Annotated in this window: 14 protein-coding genes; 7 read left to right on the plus strand and 7 right to left on the minus strand. The window is 71.5% G+C overall.

What is annotated here, in order from left to right:
* Positions 1–10: 10 nt before the first annotated feature.
* From sufC to AC5PYY_RS12875, 5 genes are read right to left on the minus strand one after another with little or no spacing between them, the layout of a single operon-like run.
* Complete coding sequence (gene sufC / locus AC5PYY_RS12855; protein WP_493897200.1) at positions 11–772, minus strand: Fe-S cluster assembly ATPase SufC; 762 nt, start codon at positions 770–772, stop codon at positions 11–13.
* A 55-nt stretch (positions 773–827) separates the two neighbouring features.
* Positions 828–1,172, minus strand: a complete 345-nt coding sequence (locus tag AC5PYY_RS12860) for a non-heme iron oxygenase ferredoxin subunit (protein WP_493897201.1) — start codon at positions 1,170–1,172, stop codon at positions 828–830.
* Positions 1,169–2,398, minus strand: coding sequence for a Fe-S cluster assembly protein SufD (sufD, locus tag AC5PYY_RS12865; RefSeq protein WP_493897202.1), 1,230 nt, complete (start codon positions 2,396–2,398; stop codon positions 1,169–1,171). The genes AC5PYY_RS12860 and sufD overlap by 4 nt, the downstream gene beginning before the upstream one ends.
* Positions 2,398–3,819 carry a Fe-S cluster assembly protein SufB gene (gene sufB, locus AC5PYY_RS12870; protein ID WP_493897203.1) on the minus strand — a complete coding sequence of 474 codons (1,422 nt, stop codon included), beginning with the start codon at positions 3,817–3,819 and terminating at the stop codon, positions 2,398–2,400. The genes sufD and sufB overlap by 1 nt, the downstream gene beginning before the upstream one ends.
* Positions 3,820–3,859: 40 nt before the next feature.
* Positions 3,860–4,684, minus strand: a complete 825-nt coding sequence (locus AC5PYY_RS12875) for a helix-turn-helix transcriptional regulator (RefSeq protein WP_493897204.1) — start codon at positions 4,682–4,684, stop codon at positions 3,860–3,862.
* 88 nt (positions 4,685–4,772) lie between these two features.
* Between AC5PYY_RS12875 and AC5PYY_RS12880 the strand changes: the two genes are divergently transcribed.
* On the plus strand, positions 4,773–5,474 hold the full coding sequence (locus AC5PYY_RS12880) for an ABC transporter ATP-binding protein (protein WP_493899376.1): 702 nt from the start codon (positions 4,773–4,775) through the stop codon (positions 5,472–5,474).
* A 38-nt stretch (positions 5,475–5,512) separates the two neighbouring features.
* Positions 5,513–6,316 carry an ABC transporter permease gene (locus AC5PYY_RS12885; protein WP_493897205.1) on the plus strand — a complete coding sequence of 268 codons (804 nt, stop codon included), beginning with the start codon at positions 5,513–5,515 and terminating at the stop codon, positions 6,314–6,316.
* 14 nt (positions 6,317–6,330) lie between these two features.
* Here the strand turns inward: AC5PYY_RS12885 and AC5PYY_RS12890 are convergent, their stop codons facing one another.
* Positions 6,331–7,311 (minus strand): COX15/CtaA family protein, encoded by a 981-nt coding sequence (locus AC5PYY_RS12890; protein ID WP_493897206.1) that lies wholly within the window; start codon positions 7,309–7,311, stop codon positions 6,331–6,333.
* Positions 7,308–8,273, minus strand: coding sequence for a heme o synthase (locus AC5PYY_RS12895; protein WP_493897207.1), 966 nt, complete (start codon positions 8,271–8,273; stop codon positions 7,308–7,310). The genes AC5PYY_RS12890 and AC5PYY_RS12895 overlap by 4 nt, the downstream gene beginning before the upstream one ends.
* Before the next feature lie 209 nt (positions 8,274–8,482).
* Here AC5PYY_RS12895 and tkt point away from each other — a divergent pair, with 209 nt between their 5' ends.
* The 5 genes from tkt to AC5PYY_RS12920 are packed head-to-tail and all read left to right on the plus strand — an operon-like array spanning position 8,483 to position 16,027.
* Positions 8,483–10,684, plus strand: a complete 2,202-nt coding sequence (tkt, locus tag AC5PYY_RS12900; RefSeq protein ID WP_493897208.1) for a transketolase — start codon at positions 8,483–8,485, stop codon at positions 10,682–10,684.
* Between the two features lie 45 nt (positions 10,685–10,729).
* On the plus strand, positions 10,730–11,872 hold the full coding sequence (gene tal / locus AC5PYY_RS12905) for a transaldolase (protein WP_493897209.1): 1,143 nt from the start codon (positions 10,730–10,732) through the stop codon (positions 11,870–11,872).
* Complete coding sequence (locus AC5PYY_RS12910) at positions 11,869–13,506, plus strand: phosphoglucose isomerase-related protein (protein ID WP_493897210.1); 1,638 nt, start codon at positions 11,869–11,871, stop codon at positions 13,504–13,506. Before tal ends, AC5PYY_RS12910 begins: the two co-directional genes overlap by 4 nt.
* Entirely contained in the window at positions 13,503–15,053 is a 1,551-nt protein-coding gene (gene zwf / locus AC5PYY_RS12915; protein WP_493897211.1) for a glucose-6-phosphate dehydrogenase, read from the plus strand. The genes AC5PYY_RS12910 and zwf overlap by 4 nt, the downstream gene beginning before the upstream one ends.
* Positions 15,050–16,027 carry a glucose-6-phosphate dehydrogenase assembly protein OpcA gene (locus tag AC5PYY_RS12920; protein WP_493897212.1) on the plus strand — a complete coding sequence of 326 codons (978 nt, stop codon included), beginning with the start codon at positions 15,050–15,052 and terminating at the stop codon, positions 16,025–16,027. The genes zwf and AC5PYY_RS12920 overlap by 4 nt, the downstream gene beginning before the upstream one ends.
* Positions 16,028–16,065: the final 38 nt, after the last annotated feature.

Consider the following 16,065-nt stretch of genomic DNA (forward strand, 5'->3'; position numbering starts at 1 on the left):
TGCTCGCTCCTCAGGCGCCCGCGGCGGTGAGGAAGCGGTCGTAGCCCTCCTCCTCGAGCCGCTCCGCGAGGTCGCGGCCACCGGACTCGGCGACCCGGCCGTTCACGAAGACGTGCACGAAGTCGGGCTCGATGTAGCGCAGGATCCGGGTGTAGTGCGTGATGAGCATGACGCCCAGCCCGGTCTTGTCCTTGACCCGGTTGACGCCCTGGGAGACCACCTTGAGCGCGTCGACGTCGAGCCCGGAGTCGGTCTCGTCGAGGATCGCGATCTTGGGCTCGATGAGCTCCATCTGCAGGATCTCGTGGCGCTTCTTCTCACCGCCGGAGAAGCCCTCGTTGACGTTGCGCTCGGCGAAGGCCGGGTCCATCCGGAGCGACTCCATCGCGCCCTTGACGTCCTTGACCCAGTGCCGCAGCTTCGGGGCCTCGCCGTCGATGGCGGTCTTGGCGGTCCGCAAGAAGTTGGACACGGTCACGCCGGGGACCTCGACGGGGTACTGCATCGCCAGGAACAGCCCGGCCTGCGCGCGCTCGTCGACGCCCATCTCCAGGACGTCCTCACCGTCGAGCAGCACCTGGCCGCCGGTGACGGTGTACTTCGGGTGCCCGGCGATGGCGTAGGCCAGGGTCGACTTGCCGGACCCGTTGGGGCCCATGATCGCGTGGGTCTCGCCGGAGTTGATGGTCAGGTCGACGCCCTTGAGGATCTCCTTGGCGGAGTCCTCGGTCTCGACGCTGACGTGCAGGTCCTTGATCTCCAGGGTGGTCATGCTTCTCCTTGTTCGGTCCGGTCAGGTATGTCGTGGGGCCCGGTGGCGGGCGCCGTCACCCGCGGCTCGCGGGCTGGGTGTCGCGGAGGGTCACCAGCACGCTGCCGGCCTCGTCCACGGTGATCTCGTGCACGGCGATCGGCACGGTCGCCGGCAGCTGGACCGGCTCGCCCGTCGTCATGTCGAACTGCGAGCCGTGCAGCCAGCACTCGATGAGCTGGCCCTCCACCTCACCCTCGGCGAGGCTGACGTTGGCATGGCTGCAGGTGTCGTCGACCGCGTGGAGCTCGCCGGCCGAGTCACGGGCGATGGCCACCCGACGACCCTCGATGTCGGCCACGACGGCCCCCACCGAGGTAGGGAGCTCATCGACGGCGCAGATGCGCACCGGCTCGCTCATCCGAGGTCCTGTGACGGCTGGCTCCCCATGGTGAGCGAGAGCTCCTCCTCGATGGCGGCCATGAGCGGCTCCACGACCTCGGGCACGCCGATCTTGGCGATGATGTCGGCGAAGAAGCCGCGCACGACGAGGCGGCGCGCCTCGTCCTCGGTGATCCCGCGGGACATGAGGTAGAACAGCTGCTCGTCGTCGAAGCGACCCGTCGAGCTGGCGTGGCCAGCCCCCTCGATGTCGCCAGTCTCGATCTCGAGGTTCGGGACCGAGTCGGCGCGGGCGCCGTCGGTGAGCACCAGGTTGCGGTTGAGCTCGTAGGTGTCGATGCCCTCGGCCTCGGCCCGGATGAGCACGTCGCCGACCCAGACGGTGCGGGCGGTCTCGCCCTGCAGCGCGCCCTTGTAGGTCACCAGCGAGGTGCACCGAGGGGCGTTGTGGTCGACGAACGAGCGGTGCTCCAGGTGCTGACCGGCGTCAGAGAAGTAGACCCCGAGCAGGGTCGCGTCCCCGCCGGGACCGGCATACCGGACGTTGGAGTTCATCCGGACGATGCCGCCGCCGAGGGAGACCGCGATGTGCTTGTAGGTCGCGTCGCGACCGACGAGGGCCTCGTGCTGGGCCAGGTGCAGCGCCTCGTCGTCCCAGCGCTGGAGCGAGACCACGGTGAGCTCGGCACCATCACCGACGAGGACCTCGAGGTTGCCGGTGTGGTCCGTCGCGCCGGTGTGGTCGAGGATGACGAGTGCCTTGCTGTGCGCGCCCGCCTCCAGGACGTGGTGCGCGTTGCTGCGTCGGCCCGCGCCGCGACCGGCGATGTCGACCCGCACCGGGGTGGACAGCTCCGCCTCGGGGGCGATCGCCAGGTGCAGCGCCTCAGCCGTGTTCGCCGAGGCGACGGCCGCGCCGCGATCCTCGGGCACGAGCACGGTGCCGCGCGGGGCCTGTCCCGGCGCCAGCGTGGACACGCTCACCTGCTCACCCGCCTGCACGGCATACTCCGCGGCGGCGTCGCCCTCGCGGTCGTCGGTGGCGGTGTCGCTGAAGACGTTGCCGAGCCGGTCGACGGGGGTGAAGCGCCACTCCTCCTCGCGCCCGGTCGGCACGCCGAAGTCGTCCACGTCGAAGGACCGGGTGCGAGCGGCGCGGCTCTGATCGGGGATGCGGTGCTCCCCGCCGATCTGGGCCTGCGGGTCGCTGTGGGTGGTGGTGTCTTCTCCGATGAGAAGCGACATCAGCCGACTGCTCCTTCCATCTGCAGCTCGATGAGGCGGTTGAGCTCGAGGGCGTACTCCATGGGCAGCTCGCGGGCGATCGGCTCCACGAAGCCGCGCACGATCATCGCCATGGCCTCGGTCTCGGACAGGCCTCGGGACATGAGGTAGAACATCTGGTCCTCGGACACCTTGGAGACGGTCGCCTCGTGTCCCATCTGGACGTCGTCCTCGCGGACGTCGACGTAGGGGTAGGTGTCGGACCGGGAGATCTGGTCGACCAGCAGCGCGTCGCAGACCACGGAGGACTTGCTGTGGTGCGCGCCCTCGTTGATCTGGACCAGGCCGCGGTAGGACGAGCGGCCACCACCGCGCGCCACCGACTTGCTCACGATGGTCGAGGAGGTGTGCGGGGCGGCGTGCACCATCTTGGAGCCGGCGTCCTGGTGCTGGCCCTCGCCGGCGAAGGCGACGGACAAGGTCTCGCCCTTGGCGTGCTCGCCGAGGAGGAAGACCGCGGGGTACTTCATCGTCACCTTGGAGCCGATGTTGCCGTCGATCCACTCCATGGTCGCGCCCTCCTCGCAGGTGGCGCGCTTGGTGACGAGGTTGTAGACGTTGTTCGACCAGTTCTGGATCGTGGTGTAGCGCACCTTGGCGTTCTTCTTCACCACGATCTCGACGACCGCGCTGTGCAGGCTGTCGGTCTTGTAGATCGGCGCCGTGCAGCCCTCGACGTAGTGCACCGAGGAGCCCTCGTCGGCGATGATGAGCGTCCGCTCGAACTGGCCCATGTTCTCGGTGTTGATCCGGAAGTAGGCCTGCAGCGGGATCTCGACGTGCACGCCCTTGGGGACGTAGATGAACGAGCCGCCGGACCACACCGCGGTGTTGAGCGCGGAGAACTTGTTGTCACCGGCGGGGATCACCGAGCCGAAGTACTCGCGGAACAGCTCCTCGTGCTCACGCAGGCCGGAGTCGGTGTCGAGGAAGAGCACGCCCTGCTCCTCCAGGTCCTCACGGATCTGGTGGTAGACGACCTCCGACTCGTACTGCGCCGCGACACCCGCGACGAGGCGCTGCTTTTCCGCCTCCGGGATGCCGAGCCGGTCGTAGGTGTTCTTGATGTCCTCTGGCAGGTCTTCCCAGCTCGTGGCCTGCTTCTCGGTGGACTTCACGAAGTACTTGATGTTGTCGAAGTCGATGTCCGACAGGTCAGCGCCCCAGCGCGGCATGGGCTTCTTGTCGAAGAGGCGCAGCGCCTTGAGCCGCTGCTCCAGCATCCACTCCGGCTCGGACTTCTTGCCCGAGATGTCGCGGACGACGGCCTCGGAGAGGCCGCGCTGCGCGGAGGCGCCGGCCTCGTCGCTGTCGGCCCAGCCGTACTCGTACTTGCCCAGATCCTTCAGGCCTGGGTTGAGCTCCTCGATGTTGGTGCTCATCTCACGTCCTCTCGTCGGCGGGGTGTGTCACAGGTGGTGGTCAGGTGGCGGGCGGCGCGGATGCATCGCCGTCACCCGGGGTCTCGTCGCGATCGCTCGACCGTCTCGGTATGACGAACGGCGGGGCGGTCGCTCTTTCTTCCGCGCTCGGCGGTCCGGTGCCGAGCGCGCCGGTCGGCACGAAGGTGGTGCAGACGTGCTCGCCGCCCGCGAGGGTGGCCAGCCGCTGGACGTGCACGCCCAGGATCCGGGCGATCGCCCGGGTCTCCGCGTCGCAGAACTGCGGGAACTCCACGGCGACCTCGCGCACCGGGCAGTGGCCCTGGCACAGCTGCAGGCCGGCCAGGCCGGTCCCCTGTCCGACCGGCCGGGTGGACGCGGCATACCCTTCGGCGGACAACGCCCGCGCCAGCGCAGTCGTGCGGGTCTGCAGGTCATCGGTGCCGGCGGCGGTCACGGCTTCCTCGACGACAGCGCGCAGCCGGCCCTCCAGCTCGCGGATCTGGGTCTCGGCGAATCCCTCCACCGCCTGCGAGCCGACCTGGTCGGCGAGGAAGTGCAGGGCCGCGTTGGCGACACCGTCGTAGCTGGTGGTGAACTGCTCCTGGCCCAGCGCGGTGAGGACGTAGGCCCGGGCCGGACGACCGCGCCCCCGCTTGCCCGGGGGTGGGCCGTCGTGCTCGGCGATGAGGCCGGCCTCTTCCAGGGCGTCCAGGTGTCGTCGCACGGCCGCCGGGGTGAGACCCAGGTCCTGGGCGAGCACGCTGGCGGTGACCGGCGCCTGCTCCCCCACGGCGCGGCGCACGCGGTCCCGGGTACGGGACTCGTCGTGCACGTGGTCGTGCACCTGCGCCAAATTCACCATGTCAGTGTGACGTATTCACGGCCCCGACCGAAAGGTAGGTGACCCTCACCTAGACTCGTCCGTCGTGACCGCCTCAAGACCCGCCCTGATGATGGACGGCGTGACCCGTCGCTTCGGACGGACCGAGGCGCTGCGCGGGCTCTCCTGGACCGCCCTGCGCGGCGAGGTGACCTGTGTGCTCGGACCCAACGGCGCGGGCAAGACGACGGCGGTCGAGATCGCCGTGGGCCTGCAGCGGCGCGACGCCGGGGAGGTCCGGGTGCTGGGCACGGACCCCTGGGCGGCGTCGGCAGAGCACCGGGCGCGCGTGGGGGTCATGCTCCAGGACGGCGGCCTGCCGCAGGCCGTCGCCCCACGAGCCCTGCTGCGGCACCTGGCCCGGTTCTGGGCCACCCCCACGGACGTCACCGCGCTGTCCCGACGCCTGGGTGTCGACGCCTTCGCGCTCACCCCCGTGCGCCGGCTGTCCGGTGGCCAGCGACAGCGCGTCGCCCTGGCTGCCGCACTCGTGGGTCGCCCGGAGGTCGCCTTCCTCGACGAGCCGACCGCCGGGCTGGACCCCCACGCCCGCCGCGAGGTCCACGCCCTCATCACGGAAACGGCGGGGGCCGGGACGGCGATGGTCGTCACGACCCACTCCTTCGAGGAGGCCGAGCGCCTCGCCGACCGGGTCGTGGTCATCGCCGCAGGCCGGGTGGTGGCCGAGGGCAGCGTGGCGCAGGTGGCTGGAGGGCCGGGGCGGGGGCTCGAGCGCGCCTACTTCGCCCTCACCGACGGTGACGCGGCATGAGCGCCGGATCACCTGACGGCGTCGGAGAGGCAGACGGCATGGGCACGAAGCACCCTGACGTTGCTGGAGCCGCGGCCGCACCCTCGGCCAGCCCCGTCGCACCCCCGTTGCGACGGGTGCTCGCCCAGGCCGGCTTCGAAGCCCGCGGGCTGCTCCGACACGGGGAGCAGCTGCTCGTCTCGATGGTCCTGCCCGTGCTGGCCCTCGTGGGACTCGCCCTGTCGCCGTATCCCCCGCTGGCCGTCGGGCCGTGGGACGGGGTCGCGCGCATCGACGTGCTGGCGCCGGGAGTCCTGGCGCTGGCGGTGCTGTCGACGGCCTTCACCGGTCAGGCCATCCTGCTCGGCTTCGAGCGCCGGTGGGGCGTGCTGCGGCTGCTCGGCACAACGCCGCTCGGTCGAGGTGGCCTGCTGCTCGCCAAGGCCCTGTCCGTCCTCGTCGTCCTCGCGGTGCAGCTGGTCGTCATCGGGGCCATGGCCGTGGCCTTGGGCTGGCGCCCCGACCTCACAGGCACGCTGCCCGCCCTGTTCGCGGTCGTCCTCGGCGCCGCGGCCCTGGCCTCGCTCGCGGCCTGCCTCGGAGGCTCGCTGCGCGCGGAAGCGGTGCTCGCCCTCGCCAACCTCGTCTGGGTCCTGCTGGCCGCCGGTGGCGGCGCCCTGCTACCCCCGGAGGCGCTGCCCGGTGCGCCGGTGGTCGCCCTGCTCCCCACCGCTGCGCTCGGCGACGCGCTCCGCCAGGCCTTCGTCCATGGCGGCTGGGACGGCCCCGCCCTGCTGCTGCTGCTCGCGTGGTGTCTGGTCGGAGGCGCGGCCGCCCGGTTCCTGCTGCGCTGGTCCGACTGACCGCGTCCGCCGGCTCAGCTCCGGCCGTCCGCCGGGGCGGACACGGCATACATCTTCTCCACCGTCATGGCGGCGACGGCGCACAGGGCCGCGGCCCCCACGAGGTGGAGCGCCACGGCGACGACCGGCAGCCCGGTGAAGTACTGGTAGTAACCCACGGCCCCCTGGAGCAGGACCACCACGCTCAGCACCCCCAGCATGACCATCACCGCCCGGGGCCAGCGCGAGCGGAGTCCCCGCACCAGCGCGAGCACCAGCGTCCCCACGAGCAGATAGACCGGCAGCACGTGCGCCCGCGTCACCCAGTAGGCGTCGAAGGCGTGCCGAGCCACGTCGCCGGCGTCGCCGGAGTGTGGCCCGGTGCCGGTCACGAGCGTCCCGAGGTAGACCGCGGCGAAGGCGCTCACCCCCAGGACCGCCCCTGCGGCGCGCATCCCGGAGCCCCGCCCGGCCTGCCCTGAGCGCTCGGCGCGGGCGACCTCCGGGAGGGTGACCCGCCGGACCCGGTTGACCAGGACCCCGCCGAGGGCGATGAGGACCGCCGAGACGAGGAAGTGGATCCCGACCACCCACGGGTTCAGCCCGGTGAGGACCGTGACGCCCCCGATGACCGCCTGGACCGGGATACCGAGGCCCATGACCAGCCCCAGCACGAAGAGATCGCGGTGCCGGCGCCGGATCCGCCACACCGCGAGGAAGGTGAGCACCGCCACCGCGACGAGCACGAAGGTCAGCAGCCGGTTGCCGAACTCGATGTAGCCGTGCACCCCCATCTCCGGCGTGTTGGTCCAGGACTCGTCGGTGCAGCGCGGCCAGGTCGGGCAGCCCAGCCCGCTGGCGGTGAGCCGGACCAGACCGCCGGTGAGGATGAGCAGGGAGTTGGCCACGAGCGAGGCCCAGGCCATGGTGCGCAGCCACCGGCCCGGTGCCGGCGGCGCGATGCGGTCGACGACCCGGGTCGGGTATGCCGTGCGCGGCCGATGGGTCGTCGTCATCGCAGCGCGAAGTACAGGAGGGGGTCGACCGCCACGCCGAGGAAGAGCAGCGTGAGATAGCTGATCGAGTAGTGGAAGAGGCGCATCGCCCCGAGGGCCGGCCCGGTGACGCCGGCGCGGGCTCGCGCGAGGAGCCGGTGCGACTCGAGCACGAAGAGTCCGCCGGAGAGGACGGCGACCACGGTGTAGACCCAGCCCATCGGCGCCACCGGGATGAGGGTGAGCGACGTGAGCACGGTGACCCAGGCATACCCGACCACCTGGCGACCGACCGCGACGTCCTCCGCGACGACCGGCAGCATCGGCACCCCGGCGGCCGCGTAGTCCTCCTTGAACCGCATGGACAGCGGCCAGTAGTGCGGCGGCGTCCAGAAGAAGACGACGAGGAAGAGGATGAGCGCCGAGAAGGAGAGGCTGTCGGTCACGGCCGACCAGCCGATGAGGACCGGCATGCATCCGGCCACCCCACCCCAGACGATGTTCTGGCTCGTCCGCCGCTTGAGCACGATCGTGTAGAACACGACGTAGAGGGTGATGGCCCCCAGGGCGAGCCACGCCGACAGCCAGTTGACCACCAGGCCGAGCCACAGCACGGCGGCGACGCCGAGCACCACCCCGAACGCGAGCGCCTGTGCGGGGCGGATCGCGCCGGTGACCAGCGGCCGCTTCGAGGTGCGGTCCATCCGGGCGTCGATGTCGCGGTCCAGGTAGCAGTTGAGGACGTTCGCGGACGCCGCGGCCAACGTGCCCCCGACTAGGGTGGCGACGATGAGCCACACCGCGGGGACCCCGCGCTCGGCGAGGAACATCACCGGGAAGGTCGTGACCAGGAGCAGCTCGATGATGCGCGGTTTGGTCAGCGACACGTAGTCGCGCAGGACCACGCGCCACCCGCGCCCACCTCGGGCCTCTGCCGGCCGCCCACGCGGGGACCGTGCGAAGCGAGGATCGAGCGTGGTCACGAAGGTCCTTCGAAGAGCGGCAACAAGGTCGGCGGGAGGGGCACCCACAGGAGCCATGGTACGCGGCGACCGGGGCCCGCCGGGGCCGGGTGGGGAGACCCCCCGGCCCCGGTCGACGCCACGGCAGGAGGGACTAAGGTCGGGGGTATGCAGGGCACGACGGGGTCGTGCCCTGGCCACGAGCCCTCGCCACGTCAGGAGCTGAATCAGTGAGTACCTCCACCGAGACCTTCACCGCCCGCCGCGACGAGTCGCTGGCGCGGCCCGTGTGCGACCAGGTGGGGTGGTCCGACGCCGACGTCAGAGCGGTGGACACGGCCCGTCTGCTGGCGGCCGACGCCGTGGAGAAGTGCGGCAGCGGGCACCCGGGGACGGCGATGAGCCTGGCCCCACTGGCTTACCTGCTGTACCAGAACGTCATGGTCCACGACCCGTCCGATCCGTACTGGCTGGGGGCGGACCGTTTCGTGCTGTCGGCCGGGCACTCCTGCCTCACCCAGTACATCCAGCTCTACCTGTCCGGGTACGGGCTGGAGCTGGACGACCTCAAGGCGCTGCGCACCTGGGGCTCCAGGACGCCCGGTCACCCGGAGGTGCACCACACCCCCGGCGTCAACATCACCACCGGTCCGCTCGGCTCCGGCCTGGCCTCCGCGGTGGGCATGGCCATGGCGCAGCGTCGCCAGCGCGGCCTGCTGGATCCGGACGCGCCGGACGGTGAGTCGCCCTTCGACCACCAGATCTGGGTCATCGCCTCCGACGGCGACATCATGGAGGGCGTCTCCTCCGAGGCCTCCTCGCTGGCCGGTCACCAGGAGCTCTCGAACCTCACGGTGATCTACGACCAGAACTTCATCTCGATCGAGGACGACACCGACATCTCCTTCAGCGAGGACGTGGCGGCCCGCTACGAGGCGTACGGGTGGGCCACCGAGGTCGTGGACTGGCGCCTGACCGAGCCTTACACCGAGAACGTCGACGAGCTCTTCGCCGCCCTCCAGGCGGCCAAGGCGCGCACCGACCGGCCGACCCTGGTGCTGCTGCGCACCATCATCGCCTGGCCGGCCCCGGACGCGCGGGACACCGGCGCGGCGCACGGCTCCGCCCTGGGCGCCGAGGAGATCTCGGCCACCAAGCAGCTGCTCGGCTTCGACGCGCGGCGCACCTTCGAGGTCGAGGACGAGGTGCTGGCCCACGCGCGCCGGGTCGCGGACCGTGGCCGCGAGGCGCATCAGGTCTGGGACGAGCGCTACGACGCCTGGCGGGCGGCCAACCCGGAGCGCGCCGCGATGCTGGACCGCGTGCGCGCCCACGAGCTACCGGCGGGTCTGGACGCGGCCATCCCGACCTTCGAGGCCGACGCCACGGGGATGGCCACCCGGAAGGCCTCCGGTGCCGTGCTCGACGCGATCGCCGAGGTCATGCCAGAGCTGTGGGGTGGCTCCGCCGACCTGGCCGGGTCCAACAACACGACGATGTCCGGCGTGCCCTCGTTCGTGCCCAGCAGCAAGGCCACCGACATGTTCCCCGGCGACGAGTACGGCCGGACGCTGCACTTCGGCATCCGCGAGCACGGTATGGGCATGATCCTCAACGGCATCTGCTTGGAAGGGCTCACCCGCCCGTACGGCGGGACGTTCCTGACCTTCTCCGACTACATGCGCCCGTCGCTGCGACTCGCGGCGATCCAGCAGATCAACCCGATCTACGTCTGGACCCACGACTCCATCGGCCTGGGTGAGGACGGTCCCACGCACCAGCCGATCGAGCACCTGGCAGCCCTGCGGGCGATCCCGGGGCTGGACGTCGTCCGGCCGGCTGACGCCAACGAGACGGCCGTGGCCTGGCGCACGGTGCTCGGCATCACCGACCACCCCGCTGCGCTGGTGCTGACCCGGCAGAACGTCCCGACCTTCTCCCGCACCGAGATGGGCTCGGCCGACGGGACGGCCCGGGGCGGTTACGTGCTCGTCGACGCGGTGGGCGGCTCCCCCGACGTCATCCTCGTAGGCACCGGATCCGAGGTGCAGCTGGCGGTGCAGGCGCGGGAGCAGCTGGAGGCCAGCGGCGTCCACACCCGGGTGGTGTCGATGCCGTGCCGCGAGTGGTTCGACGCCCAGGACCAGGCCTACCGCGACCAGGTGCTGCCCGGCTCCGTGCGCGCCAGGGTCAGCGTCGAGGCGGCGGTGGCGCAGGGCTGGCGCGAGGTGGTCGGCGACGCCGGCCGCATCGTCTCGCTCGAGCACTACGGCGCCAGCGCCGACTACCAGCGGCTCTACCGCGAGTTCGGCATCACCGCCGACGCCGTGGTCGCCGCGGCCCGTGACTCTATCGAGGACGCCTCCGGCACCCCGGTCCCCGGTGGTGCCCAGGTGCTGGACCCCAGTGGGCCTGAGGCCCCCGGCGCCTGAGGGAACGCACCGCTTCCACACACCCCAGACCTGAAGGAGAGCACCATGAGCACCGAGAGCACCCGCACCACCCTCCACGACCTCGCCGACGCGGGCGTATCCGTCTGGCTCGACGACCTCAACCGCCCGATGATCACCAGTGGCGACCTGCAGTCCTACATCGACCGCGGCGTGCTGGGGGTCACCACCAACCCGACGATCTTCGCTAGCGCCCTGTCCGAGGGCGACGCCTACGACGACCAGATCGCGAGCCTGGCCTCCGACGGGGCCGACGTCGACGCCGCCGTCTTCGCCCTGACCACGGAGGACGTCCGCAACGCCTGCGACGTCTTCCTCCCGGTCTACGAGCAGACCGACGGCCGGGACGGCCGGGTGTCCATCGAGGTCGACCCGGGGATGGCCAAGGACGCCACGGCCACCGCTGAGATGGCGCAGCGCCTGTGGCGGGAGATCGACCGGCCCAACCTGTTCATCAAGATCCCGGCCACCGTCGAGGGGCTGGGAGCCATCTCGCAGACGCTCGCCGAGGGCATCAGCGTCAACGTCACGCTGATCTTCTCCCTCGACCGCTACCGGGGGGTGATGAACGCCTACCTGACCGGCCTGGAGCAGGCTCGCGAGCACGGCAAGGACCTGTCCACGATCCGGTCCGTCGCCAGCTTCTTCGTCTCCCGGGTGGACTCCGAGATCGACGACCGGCTCGACGCGATCGGCACCGAGGAGGCCGAGGCGCTCAAGGGCAAGGCCGGGCTGGCCAACGCCCGGCTGGCCTACCAGGCCTTCGAGGAGGTCTTCGGCACCCCCCGCTGGCAGAACCTCGCCGACGACGGTGCGCACGTCCAGCGCCCCCTGTGGGCCTCGACCGGTGTCAAGAACCCGGACTACGAGGACACCATGTACGTCACCGGGCTCGTGGCACCCCACACCGTCAACACCATGCCGGGCAAGACCCTCGAGGCGACCGTCGACCACGCCGAGCTGCAGGGTGACACGGTCACCGGTGGGTATGCCGAGGCGCAGCAGGTCCTCGACGATCTCGAGCGCGTCGGCGTCTCCTACGCCGAGGTGGTCGAGGTGCTGGAGGTCGAGGGTGTCGACAAGTTCGAGAAGTCCTGGAGCGAACTGCTTGAGACCGTCGAGGAGCAGCTCTCCGCGAGCGGTGACGACACCGCCGGGAAGGACGCATGAGCACCCTCACCGTGACCGCCACCGGGGCGGCGGCCGAGGCGGTGGCCGCGCACCTGCCCGCCCTGGTGGAGGAGTCCTTCGCCTCCCGGCTCTTCGACCAGGACGCCACACTGTGGGGTCCCGAGGCCGAGGACGAGGCCGGCAAGCGCCTGTCGTGGGTCGGTCTGGCCCGCTCCTCCCGGCCGCTCGTCGGTGAGGTGGAGGCGCTGCGGGAGGAGCTGCGCGAGCGCGGGGTCACCCGCGTCGTCCTGTGCGGCATGGGCGGGTCGTCGTTGGCTCCCGAGGTCATCACCGCGACCGCCGGGGTCCCGCTGGTGGTGCTGGACAGCTCCGACCCGGACATGGTGCGCGCCGCCCTCGCCGAGGACCTGGAGCACACGGCTGTCGTGGTGTCGTCCAAGTCGGGCTCGACGCTGGAGACCGACAGCCAGCGCCGGGCCTTCGTGCAGGCCTTCACCGACGCCGGGATCGATCCCACCGACCGGGTGGTCGTCGTCACCGACCCCGGCAGCCCGCTGGACGAGCAGTCGCGGGCCGACGGCTACCGCGTCGTCAACGCCGACCCCGACGTGGGGGGGCGCTACTCCGCCCTCACCGCCTTCGGTCTGGTCCCCTCCGGCCTGGCCGGGGTCGACGTGGGCGCGCTCCTCGACGAGGTCGAGGAGGTGGCCGATCTCCTCGCCGAGGACGACGAGGCCAACCCGGGCCTCCGCCTCGGCGCGGCGCTGGGTGGCACCGAGCCGTTGCGCGACAAGCTGCTCTTCACCGACGCCGGGTCGGGCATCGAGGGGCTCGGCGACTGGGCCGAGCAACTGATCGCCGAGTCGACCGGCAAGCAGGGCACCGGAGTCCTGCCCGTCGTCACGCCCCCGGGTTCGGAGCCCACGGCCGGCATCCAGGACCTCTCCGACTGCACCGTCGTGGTGCTCACCGGTGAGGACTCTCCGGACGTCGACGGGTCCGGGCCGCCCTCGGCCGGGTCCCGGGTGGACGTCGCGGGGTCGCTCGGTGCGCAGCTGCTGCTGTGGGAGGTCGCGACCGCCGTCGCCGGGCGGCTGCTCGGCATCAACCCCTTCGACCAGCCCGACGTCGAGAGCGCCAAGCAGGCGGCCCGCGACATCATGGCGGAGGGGACCGGCGGCGGTGAGCAGGCCCGCCTCACCGACGGCGCGGTCGAGGTGCGCACCGGCGGGGGCGACTGGCTCCCCGCGGACGCCACCTCTGTCGCGGACGCGGTGAGCGCCCTCCTGGACCAGCTGGACGCCCAGCGGGGCTACCTCGGCGTCATGGTCTACCTCGACCGGGTCGAGCACGCCGATCTCAGCGAGGTGCAGGCCGCGCTGGTGCGACGCACCGGCCGACCGGTCACCTTCGGCTGGGGGCCGCGCTTCCTGCACTCGACCGGGCAGTACCACAAGGGCGGGCCGGCCCAAGGGGTCTACCTCCAGGTGACCGGCACCCCGGGGGAAGACCTCGAGGTGCCCGGCAAGGACTACACCTTCGGGCAGTTCATCGCCGCCCAGGCTGCCGGTGACGCCGCGGTGCTGGCCGACCACGACCGACCCGTGCTGCGCCTGCACCTCACCGACCAGTCGGTCGGCCTGGCCCAGCTGCGTGACGTCCTCACCTCGTGAGCGGCTCCCCCACGCCGGTCACGGCGGAGAGCAACCCGCTGCGCGACCCCGACGACAAGCGCCTGCCGCGCATCGCGGGGCCGTGCAGCATGGTGATGTTCGGCGTGACCGGCGACCTGGCACGCAAGAAGCTCATGCCGGCGATCTACGACCTCGCCAACCGCGGCCTGCTGCCCCCCGGCTTCTCCCTGGTCGGCTTCGCCCGCCGCGACTGGGAGGACCAGGACTTCGCCAAGGTGGTGCACGACTCGGTGCGTCAGCACGCGCGCACCGAGTTCCGTGAGGAGGTATGGCGCTCGCTCGCGGACGGCTTCCGCTTCGTCCCCGGCTCGTTCGACGACGCCGAGGCCTTCGAGCTGCTCGCCCGCACCGTCGACCAGCTCGACGAGGAGCGCGGGACCGGTGGCAACCACGCGTTCTACCTCTCGATCCCCCCGTCCTGGTTCGCCGCGGTCTGCACCCAGCTGCAGGAGTCCGGGTTGTCCGACCCCCGCCCCGGCACGTGGCGGCGGGTGGTCATCGAGAAGCCGTTCGGGCACGACCTGGAGAGCGCGCAGGAGTTGAACTCCATCGTCGAGGGTGTCTTCCCGCCGGACGCGGTCTTCCGGATCGACCACTACCTGGGCAAGGAGACGGTCCAGAACATCCTGGCGCTCCGCTTCGCCAACCAGCTCTTCGAGCCGATCTGGAACGGGAACTACGTCGACCACGTGCAGATCACCATGGCCGAGGACATCGGCATCGGCGGTCGGGCCGGCTACTACGACGAGGTCGGAGCCGCCCGGGACGTCATCCAGAACCATCTCCTCCAGCTGCTGGCGCTCACCGCGATGGAGGAGCCGGTCGCCTTCACGGCCGACGCGGTGCGGGCCGAGAAGGAGAAGGTGCTCGCCGCGGTGAGCCTGCCGCCGGACCTGGACACCGCGACCGCCCGGGGTCGCTACTCCGCGGGCTGGCAGGGCACCGACAAGGTCGAGGGCTACCTGGACGAGGAGGGCGTCGACCCCGCCGCCGACACCGAGACGTATGCCGCGCTGCGGGTGGACGTCCGCACCCGCAGGTGGGCCGGTGTGCCGTTCTACCTGCGCACTGGAAAACGGCTGGGCAAGCGGGTGACGGAGATCGCCGTGGTCTTCCGCCGCGCACCGCACCTGCCCTTCACCTCGACGGCGACCGAGGAGCTCGGGTCCAACGCGATCGTCATCCGGGTGCAGCCGGACGAGGGGATGACGATGCGCTTCGGCTCCAAGGTGCCGGGCAGCCAGATGGAGGTGCGCGACGTCACCATGGACTTCGGCTACGGCAGCTCCTTCACCGAGTCCAGCCCGGAGGCCTACGAGCGTCTGATCCTGGACGTCCTGCTCGGGGAGCCCCCGTTGTTCCCCCGCCACGCCGAGGTGGAGCAGTCGTGGCGGATCCTGGACCCCGTCATCGACCACTGGGCCGCGAGCGAGGACCCCCCGCAGGACTACCCCGCAGGCACCTGGGGCCCGCCGGACGCCGATGAGCTCATGCGTCGCGACGGACGTGAGTGGAGGCTCCCGTGATCGTCGACCTGCCCGGAACCACCGCTGGTGATGTGGCCAGCAACCTCGTCCGTCTGCGCAACGACGTCGGCGCCATGGCCATGGGGCGGGTCCTCACGCTCCTGGTGATCGTGGACGAGGACGTGGCCGACGACGCGCTGGAGATGGCCAACGAGGCCACCCGCCAGCACCCGGCCCGCATCCTCGCCGTGGTCAGCTCGACCGCTCGTGGCCGCAGCCGGCTGGATGCCCAGATCCGTGTGGGCGGAGACGCCGGAGCCTCCGAGATCGTCGTGCTGCGGCTCTACGGCGAGCTCACCCGGCACGGCCCGGCCGTCGTGACCCCGCTGCTCCTGCCCGACTCCCCCATCGTCGCCTGGTGGCCGGGTGGAGCCCCGTCCGACGTGGCCGGCTCACCCTGGGGTCAGATGGCGCACCGCAGGATCACCGATGCGGCGGCCGGGGACGTCACCCCGGCCAACGAGCTGCGCCGCCGGGCCAAGCACTACCGGGCCGGGGACACCGACCTGACCTGGACCCGCATCACCCGGTGGCGCGCTCTGCTCGCGGCCGCGCTGGAGACCGAGCCCTACGAAGCCGTCGAGTGGGTCACGGTGGCGGGTGAGCCGGAGTGCCCCAGCTGCGACCTGCTCGCCGGATGGCTCGCCCAGGCGCTGAACTGTCCTGTCGAACGCGTGCGGACGCCCGTGGGCAGCGGTGTGCAGAGCATCCGGCTCCAGCGGCCTTCCGGACCGGTGGACCTCGTCCGTAGCGAGGACGGAGCGGACACCGCGATGCTCAGGGCGGTGGGGAGCCAGCCGAGGCTGGTGGCGCTGCACACCCCCAGCGCCTCCGGAGCCCTGGCCGACGAGCTGCGCCGCCTGGACCCGGACGAGGTCTACGCGCGCGCCCTGTGCGGCGGGCTTCCCGCCATCCGACGGGGTAGCACACGCAGCGAAGCCGTCCGGGCCGGCCAGAGCCCACCAGCGGACTGACCTCGGCGGCTCCCGAGGTCGGGGGCACCCGGGACCGG

The organism is Serinicoccus sp. JS2-9 (assembly GCF_059025165.1).

Coding starts and splice junctions, on each gene's coding strand:
- tal (WP_493897209.1), top strand. CDS start 10,730: ATGAGCACCGAGAGCACCCGCACCACCCTCCACGACCTCGCCGACGCG.
- sufB (WP_493897203.1), bottom strand. CDS start 3,819: ATGAGCACCAACATCGAGGAGCTCAACCCAGGCCTGAAGGATCTGGGC.
- AC5PYY_RS12890 (WP_493897206.1), bottom strand. CDS start 7,311: ATGACGACGACCCATCGGCCGCGCACGGCATACCCGACCCGGGTCGTC.
- AC5PYY_RS12875 (WP_493897204.1), bottom strand. CDS start 4,684: ATGGTGAATTTGGCGCAGGTGCACGACCACGTGCACGACGAGTCCCGT.
- AC5PYY_RS12885 (WP_493897205.1), top strand. CDS start 5,513: ATGGGCACGAAGCACCCTGACGTTGCTGGAGCCGCGGCCGCACCCTCG.
- AC5PYY_RS12880 (WP_493899376.1), top strand. CDS start 4,773: ATGATGGACGGCGTGACCCGTCGCTTCGGACGGACCGAGGCGCTGCGC.
- AC5PYY_RS12910 (WP_493897210.1), top strand. CDS start 11,869: ATGAGCACCCTCACCGTGACCGCCACCGGGGCGGCGGCCGAGGCGGTG.
- sufD (WP_493897202.1), bottom strand. CDS start 2,398: ATGTCGCTTCTCATCGGAGAAGACACCACCACCCACAGCGACCCGCAG.
- sufC (WP_493897200.1), bottom strand. CDS start 772: ATGACCACCCTGGAGATCAAGGACCTGCACGTCAGCGTCGAGACCGAG.
- AC5PYY_RS12860 (WP_493897201.1), bottom strand. CDS start 1,172: ATGAGCGAGCCGGTGCGCATCTGCGCCGTCGATGAGCTCCCTACCTCG.